The organism is Halomonas sp. B23F22_3 (assembly GCF_043496965.1).
GTDB lineage: Bacteria > Pseudomonadota > Gammaproteobacteria > Pseudomonadales > Halomonadaceae > Halomonas.
This window is the reverse complement of the sequence record NZ_JBIEKG010000001.1, coordinates 601413-618966: the sequence shown is the minus strand read 5'-3', so window position 1 is coordinate 618966 and position 17554 is coordinate 601413. Positions and strand designations below refer to the sequence as shown.

The window sequence follows — 17554 nt, the reverse complement described above, 5'->3', positions numbered from 1 at the left end:
CTGGCGATGAGCCCAAACCGCGCCGGGGATGCGCTATGCTGCGGGCCTGGGGGCACGGGAGAGATGATGTGACAGGGTTGGTCTACTGGCTGGACATGGCGGGGGTGATCGTCTTCGCCCTCTCGGGGGTGGTGCTGGCGTGCCGCTCGCGGATGGATCCCTTCGGCATGCTGGTGCTGGCGGCGGTGACAGGGATCGGTGGCGGCACCCTGCGCGACCTGGTGCTCGGCGTGCGACCGGTGTTCTGGGTCACCGATCCGACCTACCTCTGGGTGATCCTCGCCACCGTGGGCCTGTCGGTCCTCGGCTTTCACTATATCCACCGGCTCTCGCGAGGCTTCCTGCCGGTGGCCGATGCCTTCGGCCTGGCCCTGTTCACCGTGATCGGTGCCCACAAGGCCCTGTTGCTCGACACGCCTGGCGTGGTGGCGGTGCTCATGGGCATGCTCACCGGGGTGGCCGGCGGGATGACGCGCGACGTGCTGGCCAGCCGAGTGCCCATGGTGTTGCGCCGCGAGATCTATGCCATCGCCTCCATCGCCGGTGGCGTGGCCTTCGTCGGCCTCGAGGCCTTGTCCGCCCCGTTAGGCATCTCCATCGCCACCGGGCTTGGCGTCACCCTGGGCCTGCGCCTCTCGGCCATCTACTGGCAGCTCTCCCTGCCGGTGTTCGCCTGGGTGGTGGTGCAGCCGCCCCAGGCCCCGGAGGTCCAGCCGCCAGAGAGCCATGACGGGGAGATAGCGCCGCCGACTACCCCGCCGACACAGCGGCGCGCCAAGGCGCGGGTGAGGATGATCACGCCTGGCCGTGCCCGGCGGGGAGGCAAGTCGAAATGAGACTGGCCCTGCCCGGTTTGAAAGCGAGAATGCAGCCGAGAGCACGACCAGGGCCGCACGCGAGCCGTTTGCCCCTGCGGCTCACGAGCTGGCTGCTGGTGGCGCTGCTGGCGCTGAGTGGCTGTGCGCTCCCGTCACGCGACGCGACGCTCGCCGACGAAGCGGTGGCGCGGTCTATCCAGGGGCGCTATGAGCAGGCGCTGCCCGATCTTCCCTCGAGCAAGCAGCGCCACTATGCACAGCGGCTCTATCGCATGACCGGTGATGATCGCTACCTGCCCCTCAATCGCGCCTATGGCCGGCGTCTGGTGAGCGCGCTGCGCGAGGAGATCGACGGCCTGGCCGATCCCGGCCATGTAGCTCGGCGCGGCCGCGAGGCGGTGGCCGTCTACCCGGTCGCCAGCGAGAAGCAGCGTCGTCGTAAGCGCATGCTCGCCGAGTGGGAAGAGATCGCCTACGCGAAGGGGCTGGCCTTCAAGTTGACCCAGGCCCGCTATCATGGCCTTCTGAACGACGACGTGCTTCCCGGCCACCGGCGGGCGCTGGACTACCTGGCGAGCGTCGATTTCCGTGCCTTCCTGCTCGATCCAGATGTGATGGCGGTCTATGCCGCCCAGGTCGCCAACCTGGTGTATTACCTCGAGGATCTGGGGGTGATCGATCTGCGATGCGAGGTCACCACGGCCTTTCGCCGCCAGTATCCACCGGCCCGAGATGCGCGGCTCTCGACGGCCGAATACCGCAACAAGATCTACGGCATGACGCACTTCGTGATCGCCGCCAGCGACTATTACCAGCAACCCGTGGACGCCGAGGAGTTCGACTGGGTGCTGGACGAGTTCGCCGCCGGACTGGATCGCATCCTCCTCGACACCAAGGAGGACATCTACGCGGAGGTGGGCATCAGCTTCCTGCTGGCCGGGCAGGAGGAGCATCCGGCCGTGAGACGCCTGCGCAATGCCCTTCTCGACGCCTACGATCCAGTGGCGCGGATGGTGCCGTCAGAGCGGGGAGGCACCGACCTGGCCCGCGGCGAGCACCGTAACGTGCTGGCCATCATGCTGCTGGACTGGCCAACAGACTTACATGGTGGACCTATGCTTCATGGTATAAGTCATGCGGAAGTCTTTCGTTGATTCTTTTCTTTTTTATTTGTTGTTGTAGATCTTTTTTTATCCTTTGGTAAAGTGGGTTTGTTTTCTCAGGAAGGTTTTCTTCTGCTTTCTTTTGGTCAATGTAGTGAGCCGCTCTTAGTCCGCAGTGATCAATGGTTTCTCCCGCTTTATGAAAATGAAGCCCTGATGCCTTTAGTAGTCTATTGAGTTTTGGCTCTATCATCGCAAAGACATGCCTTCGCTGGGAAGCTCCAACGATGGCGGTAGCAGCAAGAAATAAGCATAAGCCGATGAGTGCTGGTTGTTGCTTTTCATTCACTGAGTCTATCTTGCTAATGTCTTCGTCTTTAATTCCAGTTGGTGGTTTCTCTCTTTTTCTGAAGGATGGGTGGACAGCGAGACGCGAAACCTCACAGATAGTGTTTTTAGGAAACATGTCAGGGTGAAATCCTGAACCCATCAAGCTATTGCCGCAATACTCCTCGAAAGGTAGGAGTTTTTCTGAGTTTTCATTTTTATCATCAATAATGACAACCCTGAGACAGCCAGCGTCTATACCAGTGCTCTTGTGTTGAAGTAGGCATAGGATGGAATCATTGTCATATGAATCCTTTTCCAGTGGCTTGTTTGTTTTATCCCCGATGTCGTAATGAAGCTCCTCGTGGAAAACCGCATGCCTGAGAGAAAAGGCGCGCTGCTTTTCCTCTGGGGTGTGTGCAATTATTAATCTGAATCTATCAAAGAAGTAATCCGGGTCTATGCCCGGGTGAGAGGTTTTTTCCCTGTTTTTATTTTGCGTTTCGGTTCTGGGGTTTTCCACTAGCCACCTCCTTTTAGCTTGCGTCGCGGGGTGCCTCGTCCACGAATTTTATGTGACTCTATAAGAGTCTCTTTTAGAGCTTTTGGTCTTCCTAAGTGAAAGCCTTGTCCGTAAGTTATTCCATAGTCCTGAAGAATCGGTACGAGGTCTTCTTGATCAACGAATTCCGCAATAGCCTGTTTGCCGAAGCCTTTTGCTATATCGGCGATGGCCTGGACGATCACTCGGCTCTCCGGGCTGATCAGCAGGCTGCGAATGAAGGAACCGTCGATCTTGATGTAGTCCACCGGCAGCTGCCCCAGGTAGTGGAAGCTGCTGAACCCTACCCCGAAGTCGTCCAGGGCGGTTCGACAGCCGAGGTCGCGCAGTGCCTGGAGCACGCCGCGCGCCGTGGAGAAATCGGTCACGGCGGCGGTCTCGGTGACCTCGAGGATGAGGTGGTGGGGATCGGCTCCACTGGCGGCCAGTTCTTCGGCCAGGTACTGCTTCAGGCCTTCATCATGCAGGGACTGGCCGGACAGGTTGACCGCCAGGCAGATGCCGCGATCCTGGACTTGACTGAGCATTCGTAGGCTGTGGCGCAGGACCCAACGATCGACCTGCACGATCTGGCCGCTGCGCTCCGCTACCGGGATGAACGCGGCGGGGGAGACCAGGCTGCCGTCGGCATCGCGCATGCGTAGCAGCACCTCGTAGTGCTTCACGTCACGATCCTCCAGCCGCATTATGGGCTGCACCATCAGCTCGAAGCCGTCCTCTGCCAGGGCACTGCGCACGCGCTCGACCCAGTAGACACGCTCCTGCAGCTCGTCCTTGGCATTCTCGGATCTCGAGAGCAGGTGCCAGTGCTGGATGCCGCTCTCCTTGGCCTTGTACATGGCCACGTCGGCGCTGGCCATCATGTCGGCCGGTGTCGTGCCGTGAGAGGGGAACAGGGCTATGCCGATGCTCGCGGTGACCCTGTGGCGTCGTCCAGCGGCGGTGAAACCTAGGCTCTCTAGCAGCTGATCGATGTGCTGGGCAACCTGAATGGCCTGGTCAGCATCGGCATGTTCCAGCAGCAGTGAGAATTCGTCGCCTCCCAGGCGGGCAGTGACCCCGCGGTGGCCCAGGTTCAGCAACAGGGTCTCGGCCACCTCGCGCAGCAGTCGGTCGCCGACATGGTGACCGCTCAGCTCGTTGACCTCCTTGAACTGGTCCAGGTCCAGCAACAGCACGGCCCCGTGCGAGTCACGCCAGAGTGCCTGCTGCAAGGCGTCCTGGAAGTAGCGTCGGTTATAGAGTTCGGTCAGGGGATCGCGTTCGGCCAGCCAGGTCAGACGAGCCTCGGCGGCCTTGCGTTCGGTGATGTCGAGCCCCACCGAGATCCTTGACTTGCTGTCGTCGCCTCCCGAAGGCAACGGGGCGTGATACCAGGCGATGGTGTGGAGGCGCTGGTCCGGGGTATGTAACGTCCGTTCTTCCTGCTGCGGGATGCCGAAGGTGCTGACCGGCGAAGGGAGGCCTGCCTCGAATACATCGACGAAATGGCGACCCAGCAGGGAGGGGTCATCGAGGTCCAGCATCGCGCGAGTGTAGTCGTTGACCAGGCTGATTCGTCCACTGTTGTCCTGGGCGATGATGAAGACTCGAGCGGTATCCAGCAGGCTGTTGACGAAGTCCCGTTCCTTGGCCAGTTCGTTGACGCGCTCCGCCAGCTGGTCACCGCGCTCCTGTACTTCCTCTTCAAGCATCTCGAGCTGGCGAGAGAGTGACAGGGTCGTGTTTTCCAGTACGTCGATCTCATCTGGCAGTCGATGACAAGTTGCAGGAATCGCGGCTCTGACATCGTCGAATCCGCCGCTGGCAAGCGTCGGCAGCACGCCGGCGATCCGGCGCAGGCGAGCCATGGGGCGCAGCAGGATCAGCAGCAGCAACAGCTCAGCGGCCAGCCAGCCGACCAGGCCAACCCCCATCAGGGTCTGCGTGTCCTCGTTGATGGCCTGTATCTGGGACGAGATATCGGAGATCAGCAGGAAATAGCCGTTGCCGCGACCGTCCGAATCTTCATCCATGCGAACCGCGCTGAGCTCGATGTGTTGCCCCCGATCCTGTAACTGAACAGGGCTTTGCAGCAAAGCGCTGATGGAACTGAGATGCGAGGCTTGCTGCAGCAGGGGGAGGCTCTCCTCTTGGCGCGTCAGTGCCAGCAGGTAGCCGTTCCAGGGTTCTAGCTTGCGCTCCTCGAGCAGGCTCTGGCTCTCCAACGGACCGGTGACCAGTAGGGCAACTTCGGCGTTGGACACCTCCCTGGCTTGACGGGTTACATCGGCTAGCGAGCGGGTAAGCACGACCAGTCCGACGCTTTCGCCATCCACCAGCACCGGGACGGCGGCCACCTGCTGACAGTTCGTCGTACAGCGTAATGTCATGATGGGTGTCTCGGTGTTCATGACCCGCTGCACCCAGGAATGAATCGGCAGATTGCCCTCAGACTGGCCCGAGCCCCAGCGTCCAATGGTCCGCCCTTCAGTATCCGCAACCAGTATCTCGTCGATGCCGGCCTCGAGTTGCAGGGTCGGCCATTGGGAGGCCAGCGCCTTCTCGACTTCGTCCGCGTTGCCGGCCTTGAGAGGAGGTCCGAGGCGCGGTGAGGCCGCAGCCAGCCCCGCTAACTGGCGAAGGTTTTCCGCCGAGCGTTGAAGTGCCAGGCGGATCTCGCGCTGCTGGCGCTCATGATGCTCGTGACGGCTATCCTGGAACTGGCGCGTCAGGTTTTTGTGACCCAGCCAGGTGAACAACACCACGAGCCCGACCAGCAACAGGCTGTTCAGGGCGATGACGCGCCATGTCAGGCTGAGTCGATGACGGGGCCGAAGGGACGAGGGAAGGGTCATCTCTACGGGTTCCAAGTTTGAGGCATGGTGTCGTCAGAAACGCAGCGAGAGCTGGAACAGCAGCATGTTCCAATACCGCTCTGTTTCTGAGGGATCAGGGTTATCCTGAAGCGGCAACCAGCCGGTACCATCAATATGATGATATTCAGCCGCGAGAAGGACGCGTGGATTTAAGTTCCACTGCAAACCCATTGTGAGGTCTTTGGCAAATCGCGAGTGAGCGGGGCCGAGTCCTTGGCTCTCGTATTCACTACCTGATCGGTCGTCTTTGTCGCTGATCAAGCTGTCGTAACGAAGCAGCCACTGCCAATTTTCATGAAAGCGATTCGTATATTGGATGTACCAGCTTTCGCCCGTAATGTCTGACTCGCGTATTGCGTCGGAGCCTGTTATGGCGAGATTGCGAATGGCGTATTCACTAGTGAGTGCCCAGCTTCCCATGTCGTATTGCAGGGACAGTATCCAAGGCTGGAAGTTGATTTCACCACTGCTGGGCCCTAGGTTGATGTCAAGGTTGACATCGGCGGTGCTTATGGCCGCAGTGAAGCGGCCGTTGTTGTGTTCGTAAATCAGTTGTGCAATCGATGATGTGTCACCGTTTACTTCAGAGTCGATATTTGGCGGGAAAAGCTGAGTGGCCAAGTCTCGGGTTGTTGGTGTGCCCATGCCACCTTTGAAACGCACTATTCCGCTTTCAAAGCGCTCTTCGGCATACAGGCTCGCTCCATCTGCCGAAAGGCCTAATGAGCGAGTGCGATCAAAGTAAATGGACTGTGGCAGCAGAATGCTGGGTCGAGTAAAGGCCACGTCACGAGTCTGGTTGTAGAAGCCGAAAGGGTTCTTGAACCGCCCTAACTGGATGCCGAAGGTGCGCTGCTGATTCGAGAGCATCTGGTAATCGATGATGCCATAATCCAGAACTGGGCGAGCATCGCTGCCATCGCCTCCGGCGCGTCGACTCAGTGCCTGGGCGGCCAGTAGTATGTCTTCATGGGGCCTGAGCGATACGTTGGCACCGATCTCCGTGAACTCGAAGCTACCCTCGTCTTCGCTGCTGGGGCCGAAGAAGTTGTTGTCGTCGGTGATGATCAGCGCCTGGCTCATGAAACCGTGCATCTGGAGGGTGTCCAGCACGCGCTCTTCGCTTCGGGCCTCTGCCGAAAAGACAAGAGCCAACGCGGCGATGGTGGCGGTTACGGAGCACGCATCACTCCATTGAAATGACTTGGACACGATCATCCAGGTACTCCCTTTCAAGATATCCCAGGGCGCCGGGCGTGGTGGCGATGTGCTCGCGCATCTCACGCTGGTTACGTACCCGATTAGGGGCCTGCCCGGTTCCCGAGAACACCATGCGGTCCCACGCCAGCTGCAGCTGGTGCGGATAGACGGCCAGCTGCTCCTTGGCAAAGCGCGCATGCACGGGGTGGTTGTTGTCTAGCACGAAGACCCGCACGGCCTGACCGTCCGGCCAGGTACGCTGACGCATGGCGAAGATGGCGCGGGTGGTGTCGCGCGTCAGTTGTTGGGTCGTCACGTCCGGATGAGCCACGACCGCCAGAGACACTTCCTGGGCACTGGTCATGGTGCTGGCCAGCAGCATCACGGCGCTCAGCGCGAGAGCGGTCAGGCGTACCATGGTGAGCGCCTCCCTGCTCTGCGCCCATCAGCGGCCATCGCTGCCGCATCGGGGGAGTGGATCAGGACGTAAGCCGGCATCGGGGGGGGTGTTCCCGTTGTCTCATTAACGACAGGCTCATGCGCCATTCAGGCGCAGCCCACACGTTGTGTGTGTATGAGTCGATGACGCCGTCTCCCTGCAGATCATGAGGTCTGTATGTTTTTTATCCTAGCGCGTATCAGCAGTGAGGCCCGATCGGCACTAGAAAGGCCACCCTGCCATGCCGGCACTGGTCATTCTTATACGCTACATCACTTTAACGAGATTTACAGGCAGGAGTATCAACGTCTAATGAAAATTCCGGCGGCTCGCAGGCCGCCGGAAAGCAAGGGCAGGGCAGTAGCGCTCAACGGGCGGTCACAGCACGTTGAAGCTTTCCGCGTTGAGCCACAGGTGGGCCATGACGCTGGCGATGTAGCCCAGCGCGATCACCGGCGTCCAGCGCAGGTGGCCCATGAAGGTGTAGTTGCCGCGGGCCTGACCCATCAGGGCGACGCCGGCCGCCGAGCCGATCGACAGCAGGCTGCCGCCGACGCCGGCCGTGAGGGTGATCAGCAGCCACTGGCCATGGGACATGTCGGGCTCCATGGTCAGCACGGCGAACATCACCGGGATGTTGTCGACCACCGCCGAGAGCACGCCCAGGGTGACGTTGGCTCCGGTGGCGTTCCAGCCGGTGTAGAGGGCATCCGAGAGCATGCCGAGGTAGCCCATGAAGCCCAGGCCGCCGACGCACATGACGACCCCGTAGAAGAACAGCAGGGTGTCCCACTCGGCCCGCGCCACGCGGTTGAAGACGTCGAATGGCACCACGCTGCCCAGGCTCTCGAGCTTCTTCCAGTCGCCACGCTGGCTGTAGCGGGTGCGCTTGCGCTCCAGGGAGCGGGGCAGGGTGCGGCGCAGGAAGTACCCGAAGAACTGGAGGTAGCCAAGGCCCGTCATCATGCCCAGTACCGGCGGCAGGTGCAGCAGGGTGTGGCAGGCCACCGCGGTAGCCACGGTGAGCAGGAACAGGGCGATGATGCGCCGCGCACCGCGCTTGAGCCAGACGTCCTCTTCCAGGCTGTCGGGTTTGCGGTTCTGGATGAAGCAGCTCATCACCACGGCCGGAATCAGGAAGTTGATCAGCGAGGGAATCAGCAGCTCGAAGAACTCGTAGAACTCGACGAGACCGGCCTGCCAGACCATCAGGGTAGTGATGTCGCCGAAGGGGCTGAAGGCGCCGCCGGCATTGGCGGCCACCACGATATTGATGCAGGCCAGGTTGATGAAGCGCTTGTCGCCCTCAGCCACCTTGGTGACCACGGCGCACATCAGCAGGGCGGTGGTCAGGTTGTCGGCAATCGGCGAGATGACGAAGGCCAGCACGCCGGTGATCCAGAACAGCGAGCGGTAGCTGAAGCCCTTGCGGACCATCCATGAGCGCAGGGCGTCGAAGGCGCGGCGCTCTTCCAGGGCGTTGATGTAGGTCATCGCCACTAGCAGGAACAGCATCAGCTCGGTGAACTCGAGCAGGGTCATGCGAAAGGCGTGTTCGGACTCGGCGGGCATGCCCGCCTTGACGTAGACCCAGCCGATCAGCGCCCAGATGATGCCGGCGGCGACCAGCACCGGCTTCGACTTGCGCATGTGGATCTTCTCTTCGGCCATGACCAGGGCGTAGGCCAGCACGAAGATGGCAACGGCGAGCAGGCCGACGAAGGAGCTGGTCAGGTCGAGTTCGCCTGTCACGGCGAACACCGGTCCGCTGACAAGAGAGGCGAGGAGGGCAAGCATCAGCATGCCCGGCCAGCGGGCGAATTGCCGCGGCCAGTGGGGGGTACGACAGGTGTTCAGCATGGCTGCAATCATCCTGAGGCAGAAGGTGGCGGGAAGGGTGTAAAAGTGAATCGATATTATCACAGCGTGCTGCAGCGCAGTGTGCTCCTTCTTTATTACCCTGTGCATCTTTGGTATGAGTCAAGGACCCGCTGGAAGGCACAGATTTACCCTGGCTGCGGGCCGCGCAGGCCGTCATTTTGTGGCATCATCTGCCCTTTCCGGCCGCTGCCGGAGACCATGGATTGCCAATGACTCGGGGCAGGCTCACGACACATGTTTCTTGACGACTTCCACACGCGCACGGATGGCTGGATCCGGATCTCCGCCGAGCAGGCCAGCCGCTTCGCCAAGCGCGTCGCCGGCGATTTCAATCCCATCCACAACGTCGATGCCCGACGTTTCTGCGTGCCCGGCGACCTGCTGTTTGCGCTGGTGCTGTCGCGCTATGGGCTCTCCCAGACCATGAGCTTTCGCTTCCTGAGCATGGTCGGCGATGGCGTGCCGCTGTGCTTCCACGAAGACGACGACGGCCTGATCCGCGTCTGCGACGAGCAGGGGAAGGGCTACCTGGAGGTAACCCGTAGTGGCGAGACGACCCATGACGAGGCCGTGGTCGAGGCCTTCACCCGCTGCTACGTGGCCTTCTCGGGCAAGAACTTCCCCCACTACCTCAAGCCGTTGATGGAAGAGCAGGGGGTCATGTTCAACCCGCGTCGCCCGCTGGTGATCTATGACAGCATGGGCTTCTCGCTGGAGCGGCTGAACGGTCGCCTGCCCGGCCTCGAGCTCCTCGACTCCTCGCTGTCTGTGGCGGGCAAGCGTGGCGATGCGTTGCTGGAATTCCGCATCACCGCCGGGGGCGAGGAGGTCGGCAGCGGCTCCAAGAAGCTGGTGGTCAGCGGCCTGTGCGACTATGACGCCGCCGCCATGGAGGAGGTCGTCGCCGAGTTCTACCGCCTCAAGGCCGCCGACGAGCGCCTGGCCTGATTCGCCGGACTCCCTTCGCCATTGACGTCGGGGACGGCCGAGCCACGCCCCATGACGCCTTTCGCGCGTCGGCGCAGCTCCTTCAAGGTCGTTCGTCGCCGGCATGGTCGCGTCAGAGGAGGACGCCACGATGATGCGAGCGCTGTTGCTGGAAGCCGATGGTCAGGTGACGAGAGGCGGGGAGGAACTGATCGCTCGCTGGCGCGAGAATCCCCAGAGCCGCATCTGGGTCGACGTGCAGGGCGAATCCCGGGAGCGAGCACGTGAGCTGCTCGAGGACTTCGGCTGTCATCCGTTGGCCATCGACGATGCCGAGCGTGAGCGACATCCGCCCAAGGTCGAGGAGTTCGAGACGCACACCCTGATCCTCTATCGCGGCATCTCCTCCTTCGACGCCGAGCTCAACTTCCAGCCCCAGCAGGTCGCCTTCTTCCTCGGCGAGCGCTACCTGATCAGCCTGCACCCCGGCAAGGCACTGAGCATCGATCGCCTGATGGCCCACGAGGGCGAGGTGCTGCTGCGTCGCTCGCCGGAGCACGTGGCGCTGAGGGTCATGTACGTCTCCGCGGGCTTCTACCTCGACAGCCTGCTCCAGTTCGAGAATGCCCTCAGCGATCTGGAGGATGCGCTGCTCGACGACGGCAGCGACGCCCTGATGCGCCGGGTCATCGCCTATCGTTCGCGGCTGGTGAAGATGCGCCGGGTGTTCAATTACCACGTTGGCATCACCCAGGAGCTGACCGCCTACGACTACTCGCACCTGCCCCGCGATAACGAAGACACCCTGCATGCCATCAATGACGTCCATGAGCGGTTCGAGCGCCTGCATAGCCTGACGCAGATGTACTACGACATCTGCGGTGATCTGGTCGACGGCTATATCTCGCTCTCCTCGCACCAGCTCAACATCACCATGCGGGTGCTCACGGTGATCACCGCCATCTTCGTGCCGCTGACCTTCCTCGCCGGCATCTACGGCATGAACTTCGCCAACATGCCGGAGCTCGCCTATCGCTTTGGCTATTTCGTGGTGCTGGGCGTGATGCTGGCCATCGGCCTCGCCCTGCTGTGGATGTTTCGGCGCAAGAAATGGCTGTGAGGCCAGGCCATCGGTCGGCACGTTGATGCATCGCGCTTGGCCTGGCTCCCGCCAGGCTCTAGTCTCGGGGACTCTTTTCTCTCCAGGCTTCGACATGCACCCACAACGCGCACGCTTGCACAACGAGCTCCATGCCCGGCCCTCGATCTATTTCGATGAGCCGGCCCACCTCCACCACTACGCCTTTCTTGACGAGGGCGAGATCGCCGCAGACATCCTCGACCGGATCGCCGAAGTCACCGGTCGGACGCCCGACCGCGAAGCGGCGCAGGAGATCATCGATCTCGGCGACCAGATCCTCAAGTGGGAGCGCCACACCGAGTTCTTCACCCTGACCCTGCTGGTGCCGAGGCCCGTCGGCCAGAGCGAGCCCTGGCCGGCACCGCCCGCGCCGCTGGCGAGGATCGTCGCCGCGCATCACAAGGCCCTGATCAATGCCAGCCTGATCCTCGCCGAGTCCGAGGCGAGCTGGCAGGGCGATGCCGAACACTATGGCTTTCGCGACCCCGCCGGCTCCAGCGTCGGCGGCGGCGATGCCACCGTGTGGAGCGATTTTCGGCTCACCGCGTCGGGCCTCAATCGCCTGCTGCTGGTCAACCGGGGGCTCAACGCCTTCCGCCTGGGACGCATGGCACGACGGCTGCTGGAGATCGAGACCTACCGCATGATGGCCTCGCTGGCGCTGCCGGTGGCCAAGGAGCTGAGCCTCGAGCTGCGCGACTATGAGCTCGAGCTCGGCGAGCTGTCGGAGCGTAATACCCACGGCAAGGAGGAGAGTCCGCGCCCGCTGCTGGCGGCCATCTCCGCGCTCTCGGCGCGGCTCGAACGCAGCGGAGCACGTACGCGGCAGCGCTTCAGCGCCACCGAGGCCTACGCACGGATCGTCTTCACCCGCATCGAGGAGCTGCGCGAGGAGCACCTTGGCGACCGCCCCCGCTTGGGCACCTTCATGCTGCGCCGCTTCCGGCCGACGGTGCACTACTGCGCCGCCATCAACCAGCGCCAGGAGAGCCTGGCGGAGAGCGTGGCGCGGCTCAACGACCTGCTGCGGACCCGCGCTCAGGTGGAGATCGAGGAGCAGAACTCCGAGATCCTCCATAGCCTCAACGAGCGCACCAGCAGTCAGCTGAAGATCCAGAAGGCGGTCGAGGGGCTCTCGATCATCGTCATGAGCTACTACCTCATCAGCCTGGGCAAGCTGGGGCTGGAGGGTCTCGATGCCCTGGGCATGGCCATCGAGCCGAGCGTCGCCGCCGCGGTGCTGGGGCCCCTGGGGCTCGGGATCATCGGCGTGCTGGCCTGGCGTATCCAGCGCGTTAAGAACCACTGACGGCCGCCTGCAGGGGGGGGCGGAGGGCACTATGCTGATCAGTGGGCGGGCCGTCGGCCCCGTGGCTTGTGCCCTCGGCACGAGCCCACCAGCGGCTCGTCACGAGCCCATCGCTCGTCTACTGACTGACAGGTCGCCAAGCGCCTGCGGGTGGCTAATCGATAGACGGCTTGTCGAACGATAAAGAGGTGCATCATGACCACGCCCATCGTCAACGACGTCCTCACTCCCCGGGGGCTGCTGCTCGGCCTGTTCCTCATTGCCCCGCTGACTCTGGCCAGTGAAGGGTACGACCTGACCTTCCAGGGCGATGCCAGCTTCGCCGGCGCCCATGGCGGACAGTCCGTGCAGGCGGCCCTGGTCGATGCCGATTCCGGTGAGGTGCTCGAGACGGCCTCCGGCACGGTCTCCGCCGATGATGATCCGACCTTCTCCTTCGATTTCCCCGGCGCCCTGAGCGACGGTGGCCGCTACGAGGTGCACTACTGGATCGACTCCAACTTCGGCGGTGGCAGCGAAGGCAGCTGCGATCCCATGGGAACCGATCACCAGTGGAGCGTGGCGCTGGAGGCGTCCGGCGAGGCCATCAACCACGTGGAGAGCCACGATCCCGGCGCTCAGTCGGAGGTCTGCGCCACCTTCGAGTGACACCATTCCCGCCGGGCCCTCGCGGCTCGAGGGCAGGGAGATGACCATGCGACTGCGTGATGCCACCCGGGCCGATGCCCGGGACCTGGCCTACCTGATCAACCTGGCGGGGGAGGGGCTGCCCGAGTTCCTGTGGGGGCAGATGGCCGAGGGCGGTGCCTCGCCCCTGGAGGTCGGCGCACAGCGCGCCGGCCGCGAGGAGGGCGGTTTCAGCTACCGTCATGCTCGGGTGTGTATCGAGCGCGGGCGAATCGTCGGGATGATCATCGCCTACCGGCTGCCCGACCCCTACGACCTGGAGGACCTGGACGAGGCCCCCGCCCCCGTCCAGCCTCTGTTGCGTCTCGAGGCCCAGGTGCCGGGCAGCTGGTACATCAACGGCATCGCGACGGTGCCGGCGGCGCGCCGCAAGGGCGTCGGCCGGCTGCTGATGGCCCAGGCCGAGGCCTCGGCGATCGGCGCCGGCTGTCACGAGCTGAGCCTGATCGTGGCCGAGGAGAACCACACGGCCTGCGCGATCTATCATCGGCTGGGCTTTCGGGAGATCGCTTCCCTGCCGCTGGTGTCCTGGCCTGGCTGCTCGCACGGTGGTCGTTGGCTGCTGATGACCCGTGATCTGGAGGCTCGCTAGCGTCACTGCCGATCTACCGAGCGAGGTGGGCGCCACCCTGGCCCGCAGGGAGAGCAGCGCCAGGGCCAGCAGGCCTGCGGAGTTGGATGCTGACTGACGAGTATGAAACCACTACGACCGGGGCTGCCCAGACGCCCATTGCCGCGCGGTAGGTGAGGTGCCATGGCTGCAAAGCTGCTTCTCTGGACCATCCGGGTGCTGGCGCTGCTGATGGTGATGGTAAGCATACTGCCGATGATCCCCAGCGGTCAGTGGTGGGTTCGGATATGGGAGTTTCCACGGCTCCAGTTGACCTGGGCATTGATCCTGCCCCTGGTGCTGCTGGTCGTGCACGGGCTTTGGAAGCGGTGGAGGATAGAGCATGCGGTATGGATGGCGCTGATCCTCGCGGTAGGGGGGTGGCAGCTGTCGCATATCCTGCCGTTCACGTCCCTCTGGTCGACCGAGGTCCCTACCGCCGAGGTGCCGCCCGGCGAAGCCCAGGCGACCCTCAAGGTGCTGAGCGCGAACGTCGACTACACCAATGACCGCTATGACGAGGTGCTGTCGATGGTTCGGCGTGAGGATCCCGATCTGCTCTTGTTGATCGAGGTCGATCACGCATGGGCGGAGGCCCTGACGTCACTGGATCAGCACTACCCGTCTCGCATCGGGGAAGTGCGCAGCGAAGGGCTGGGCATGGTGCTCTGGTCGCGATTCCCGTTCCAGGAACAGGAGGTCAAGCACCTGGTGTCCGAGCGACGGCCATCGGTCTTCGTCACCCTGGATGCTCCGGGCACAGGGCCGGTACGGTACGTTGGCACTCACCCCGTCCCGCCGGGCCTGAGGGACCGGGTCGCCAGTAACGACGAGACGGACGAGCGGCGGGACAGTCGAGTCCGCGACGCGGAGCTGATCCTGGTGGCTCGCCGCGTTCAGCAGGACGCGGATAATCGTTGGATCGTCACCGGGGACTTCAATGACGTCGCCTGGTCTGATGGCACCCGGCTCTTCGCCGATCTGAGCGACCTCAAGGACCCCCGCCGAGGTCGACGGCTGCTGAGCTCCTACCACGCGGAGCGGCCGTTGTGGCGTTACCCGATTGACCACCTGTTCGTTTCCGACGGATTCCACCTGGTCGACCTCGAGCGGGTAAGAGTACCCGGCTCCGACCATTTCGCCGTCACGGCGACGCTAGCCATGGCCCAGAAGGACCGTGCGAAGCCGAAGGCCTCGGCGGAGGAGCAGCAGAAGGCCGAAGAAATGGTGGAAGAGGGGGCCGAAGACGCCGCGGAGCACGGCGTGAGTTCGACGCCGTCGGGATAAGCGGAGCTTGATGCCAAAGCGTCAAGGATGGAGCCCCTTGCCCCGGTAGAGTGAGACGGAACCCGAATGGTGCGGCTAAGACGCCACCTGCTCTCGCCGCTGCATCCAGCGCATGGCAAGCCAGCAGAGCGCCGCCCAGGCCGCGCCCGCCGTCCAGCCGGCCAGAACATCGGTCGGCCAATGGACCCCGAGATAGACCCTGCTGATGCCCACCAGCAGCGTGAGCAGCAGCGCCACTCCCAGGATGTATGCCTTGAGCTTCAACTCTGGCTGCACGCGGATCAGCAGTGCGGCAAGGGTGAGGTAGGTCACGGCGGACATCATCGCATGGCCGCTGGGGAAGCTGGCGGTATAGACGATGGAGTCATGAGGCACCAGATCGGGACGGGGTCGATCGAAGCCCGCTTTCATTATCGTGCTGAGCAGTATGCCGCCGGGCACCGCGACCGCGGCCAGGAGCGCTGCGCGGTAGCGTCGCGCGAGTAGCAGGTAACCCAGCGCGACCAGCACGACCAGCACCAATACGCCGACACCGCCGAGCGCGGTAAAGTCCCGCCCGAGCTCCTCGACCCACCCCGGGCCAAGCGGGTCGGTATGGTCGACGGGGTTGCGCAGGGAGAGCAGCAGGGTCTCATCGAGGCTCTGGGTGTCGCCCTCGGAGACGTCATCGGCCAGTTCGATGAACCCCCAGATCCCGCCGGAGAGCACCAGGATGCACAGCAGGGCCCCTAACTCATAGCGGGCGAGGCGAGCCAGCAGGGAGAGGCCTCGACGTCCCACGCGTTCGGTCTTTGCGATGTGCTTCATGGCAACTCCACTGCACGGGAAAGGCCCCTTGCCTGCGTGACGCTCTGCCACGGACTCGATCTCTTCGGTACCCGTCGGCAGGGCCATACATCCCACGATGCAGGACCGGCCTGACAGGGCTCAGGATGGACGCTCGGCACCGAACGGTCGAGGGGAAACGGCTCTCGTGCACTTGGCGTGCCAGCCGACTCGGCGTCTCCCCCCGTCCGGGGTGCGCAGCGGGTCGAGCAGCCCGCTCAGCCCGTTGTGATCGATCTCGTGCATCAGGTGCAGCAGACGGCCGATCTGGCCGTCGGGAAAGCCCTCGCGGGCGAACCAGTTGAGGTAGGGGCCGGGCAGGTCGGCGATCAGCCAGCCCGCGTGCTTGCCGAAGGGCATGCGCAGGGTGACCAGTTTCTCGAGGTCTTCGGGGTTCACGAGACGGGCTCCATCGGGCAAAGGGGCGAGCCTATCACGCTGGCCTCGTCCCAGGTGGGCGGGGACAGCCGCGATGCTCAACGCGCGGGGAAGGTGGCAGCTTCCAGGCGCTGCCACACCGCCTCTCGCTCCTGCTCGCTCATGCCGCCCCAGCGGGCGATCTCGTCGAGGGTGCGGCCGCATCCCCGGCAGCGATCGGTGTGCTCGTCGATTCGACACACCTTGGTGCAGGGCGAGGTCGGACGCGAGGCGGTGGTCCCCTGCACCCGGTTGCGCCCCTCATGCTTGGCGCCGTAGAGGGCGCGGTCGGCCCGCTCCAGCAGCGCATCGGCTTGCTCGTCGTTCTCGAGCTGTGCGATGCCGGCCGAGAGCGTCAGGTGTATTCGCGCGTCGGTGATCGGCGTCGTGGCGAGCCGCTCGCGCAGCCGCTCCACGGCCTGGCTGGACTCGTGCTGCCTCACGCCCGGCAGCAGGAGCAGGAACTCCTCGCCGCCGAGACGGATGACGTGGTCATGCCGGCGCATCGTCTCCTTCATCAGTTCGGCTGACTCGCTCAGCACCTGGTCGCCGACCGCGTGACCATGCTGGTCGTTGATGCGCTTGAAGTGATCCAGGTCGCAGCTCGCTACGCACAGCGGCGCGTCATAGCGGCGGCTGCGCTGGATCTCTTCCTCGAGTAGGCCCAGTCCGGCACGGCGGTTGAGCAGGCCGGTCAGTTCGTCATGGTGGGCCAGATACTCCAGGCGTTGCTCCATGGCCTTGCGCTCGGAGATGTCGACCATGAAGGTGACCTTCTTCGTCTCGCCGTGGCCGTCCTGGATGCACGCGGCCTTGGCGAGGATACTCCTTGGCTGGCCCTCCTTGCCCAGTACCTCGCACTCTTGGGTGTCCTCCATGTCGTCATCGCCGGCGATGAAGCGTTCATGAAGGGCGTTCATCTGCGCTCGATCGGCCTTGGGCACCACCAGGGTGAAGTGCTGGCCGAGCAGCTCCTCCTCGCGATAGCCGTAGAAGTCGCAGCAGGCGGGGTTGACCATCTCGAAATACCCCCCGGCATCGGTGATGCAGATGCCTATCGGGGCGGCACGGAGCACCGTCTCCGTGGTGTCGAACGGCGCGCTGTGCAGCATCATGAAACGTCCCCTTCGTCCCTGCCGGACAACGCCTGCACCCCGTGACCG

General features: G+C 63.3%; 15 protein-coding genes and 1 pseudogene. 8 read left to right on the top strand and 8 right to left on the bottom strand.

The annotated features are described in order from the left end of the window. Window positions 1–68 precede the first annotated feature (68 nt). Window positions 69–836, top strand: a complete 768-nt coding sequence (locus ACGTNG_RS02740; RefSeq protein WP_394575337.1) for a trimeric intracellular cation channel family protein — start codon at window positions 69–71, stop codon at window positions 834–836. 68 nt (window positions 837–904) lie between these two features. Beyond that, window positions 905–1972 (top strand): DUF3541 domain-containing protein, encoded by a 1068-nt coding sequence (locus tag ACGTNG_RS02735; RefSeq protein WP_394575336.1) that lies wholly within the window; start codon window positions 905–907, stop codon window positions 1970–1972. Here the strand turns inward: ACGTNG_RS02735 and ACGTNG_RS02730 are convergent. From ACGTNG_RS02730 to nhaD, 5 genes are all read right to left on the bottom strand, one after another. Continuing rightward, window positions 1932–2771 carry a PEP-CTERM/exosortase system-associated acyltransferase gene (locus ACGTNG_RS02730; protein ID WP_394575335.1) on the bottom strand — a complete coding sequence of 280 codons (840 nt, stop codon included), beginning with the start codon at window positions 2769–2771 and terminating at the stop codon, window positions 1932–1934. The two genes, ACGTNG_RS02735 and ACGTNG_RS02730, sit on opposite strands and share 41 nt — an antisense overlap. Further along, window positions 2771–5647: a bifunctional diguanylate cyclase/phosphodiesterase gene (locus ACGTNG_RS02725; protein WP_394575334.1), complete on the bottom strand. Its 2877-nt coding sequence runs from the start codon at window positions 5645–5647 to the stop codon at window positions 2771–2773. Before ACGTNG_RS02725 ends, ACGTNG_RS02730 begins: the two co-directional genes overlap by 1 nt. 33 nt (window positions 5648–5680) lie before the next feature. Next, window positions 5681–6886, bottom strand: coding sequence for a porin family protein (locus ACGTNG_RS02720; protein WP_394575332.1), 1206 nt, complete (start codon window positions 6884–6886; stop codon window positions 5681–5683). After that, window positions 6855–7250 (bottom strand): hypothetical protein, encoded by a 396-nt coding sequence (locus tag ACGTNG_RS02715; RefSeq protein WP_394575556.1) that lies wholly within the window; start codon window positions 7248–7250, stop codon window positions 6855–6857. The genes ACGTNG_RS02720 and ACGTNG_RS02715 overlap by 32 nt, the downstream gene beginning before the upstream one ends. A 435-nt stretch (window positions 7251–7685) precedes the next feature. Beyond that, entirely contained in the window at window positions 7686–9167 is a 1482-nt protein-coding gene (gene nhaD, locus ACGTNG_RS02710) for a sodium:proton antiporter NhaD (RefSeq protein WP_394575331.1), read from the bottom strand. 255 nt (window positions 9168–9422) lie between these two features. On the opposite strand from nhaD, the gene ACGTNG_RS02705 reads away from it, so the two are divergent. The 6 genes from ACGTNG_RS02705 to ACGTNG_RS02680 all read left to right on the top strand — a co-directional run bounded on the left by ACGTNG_RS02705 (window position 9423) and on the right by ACGTNG_RS02680 (window position 15149). After that, window positions 9423–10136, top strand: a complete 714-nt coding sequence (locus ACGTNG_RS02705) for a DUF3581 domain-containing protein (RefSeq protein WP_394575330.1) — start codon at window positions 9423–9425, stop codon at window positions 10134–10136. 130 nt (window positions 10137–10266) lie between these two features. After that, a complete protein-coding gene (locus ACGTNG_RS02700) occupies window positions 10267–11235 on the top strand; it encodes a magnesium transporter CorA family protein (protein ID WP_394575328.1) in 969 nt (322 codons plus the stop codon). Between the two features lie 94 nt (window positions 11236–11329). Then, window positions 11330–12565 (top strand): DUF3422 domain-containing protein, encoded by a 1236-nt coding sequence (locus ACGTNG_RS02695; RefSeq protein WP_394575327.1) that lies wholly within the window; start codon window positions 11330–11332, stop codon window positions 12563–12565. 195 nt (window positions 12566–12760) lie between these two features. Continuing rightward, window positions 12761–13213, top strand: a complete 453-nt coding sequence (locus tag ACGTNG_RS02690; RefSeq protein WP_394575326.1) for a hypothetical protein — start codon at window positions 12761–12763, stop codon at window positions 13211–13213. 46 nt (window positions 13214–13259) lie between these two features. Then, a complete protein-coding gene (locus tag ACGTNG_RS02685; RefSeq protein ID WP_394575325.1) occupies window positions 13260–13844 on the top strand; it encodes a GNAT family N-acetyltransferase in 585 nt (194 codons plus the stop codon). A gap of 162 nt (window positions 13845–14006) precedes the next feature. Beyond that, entirely contained in the window at window positions 14007–15149 is a 1143-nt protein-coding gene (locus ACGTNG_RS02680) for an endonuclease/exonuclease/phosphatase family protein (protein WP_394575323.1), read from the top strand. A 75-nt stretch (window positions 15150–15224) separates the two neighbouring features. Here the strand turns inward: ACGTNG_RS02680 and ACGTNG_RS02675 are convergent, their stop codons facing one another. From ACGTNG_RS02675 to ACGTNG_RS02665, 3 genes and pseudogenes are all read right to left on the bottom strand, one after another. Beyond that, window positions 15225–15956, bottom strand: a complete 732-nt coding sequence (locus tag ACGTNG_RS02675; protein WP_394575322.1) for a phosphatase PAP2 family protein — start codon at window positions 15954–15956, stop codon at window positions 15225–15227. Window positions 15957–16169: 213 nt separating this feature from the next. Further along, window positions 16170–16373, bottom strand: a pseudogene (locus ACGTNG_RS02670) (DUF3820 family protein); the annotation flags it as partial. Between the two features lie 77 nt (window positions 16374–16450). After that, window positions 16451–17506 carry a diguanylate cyclase gene (locus tag ACGTNG_RS02665; protein WP_394575321.1) on the bottom strand — a complete coding sequence of 352 codons (1056 nt, stop codon included), beginning with the start codon at window positions 17504–17506 and terminating at the stop codon, window positions 16451–16453. Window positions 17507–17554 lie beyond the last annotated feature (48 nt).

Bases quoted from the DNA above. Each gene is read 5' to 3' on its own strand.
- ACGTNG_RS02725 (WP_394575334.1), bottom strand. From the start codon at position 5,647: ATGACCCTTCCCTCGTCCCTTCGGCCCCGTCATCGACTCAGCCTGACA.
- ACGTNG_RS02720 (WP_394575332.1), bottom strand. From the start codon at position 6,886: ATGATCGTGTCCAAGTCATTTCAATGGAGTGATGCGTGCTCCGTAACC.
- ACGTNG_RS02715 (WP_394575556.1), bottom strand. From the start codon at position 7,250: ATGCTGCTGGCCAGCACCATGACCAGTGCCCAGGAAGTGTCTCTGGCG.
- nhaD (WP_394575331.1), bottom strand. From the start codon at position 9,167: ATGCTGAACACCTGTCGTACCCCCCACTGGCCGCGGCAATTCGCCCGC.
- ACGTNG_RS02705 (WP_394575330.1), top strand. From the start codon at position 9,423: ATGTTTCTTGACGACTTCCACACGCGCACGGATGGCTGGATCCGGATC.
- ACGTNG_RS02700 (WP_394575328.1), top strand. From the start codon at position 10,267: ATGATGCGAGCGCTGTTGCTGGAAGCCGATGGTCAGGTGACGAGAGGC.
- ACGTNG_RS02695 (WP_394575327.1), top strand. From the start codon at position 11,330: ATGCACCCACAACGCGCACGCTTGCACAACGAGCTCCATGCCCGGCCC.
- ACGTNG_RS02690 (WP_394575326.1), top strand. From the start codon at position 12,761: ATGACCACGCCCATCGTCAACGACGTCCTCACTCCCCGGGGGCTGCTG.
- ACGTNG_RS02685 (WP_394575325.1), top strand. From the start codon at position 13,260: ATGCGACTGCGTGATGCCACCCGGGCCGATGCCCGGGACCTGGCCTAC.
- ACGTNG_RS02680 (WP_394575323.1), top strand. From the start codon at position 14,007: ATGGCTGCAAAGCTGCTTCTCTGGACCATCCGGGTGCTGGCGCTGCTG.
- ACGTNG_RS02675 (WP_394575322.1), bottom strand. From the start codon at position 15,956: ATGAAGCACATCGCAAAGACCGAACGCGTGGGACGTCGAGGCCTCTCC.
- ACGTNG_RS02665 (WP_394575321.1), bottom strand. From the start codon at position 17,506: ATGATGCTGCACAGCGCGCCGTTCGACACCACGGAGACGGTGCTCCGT.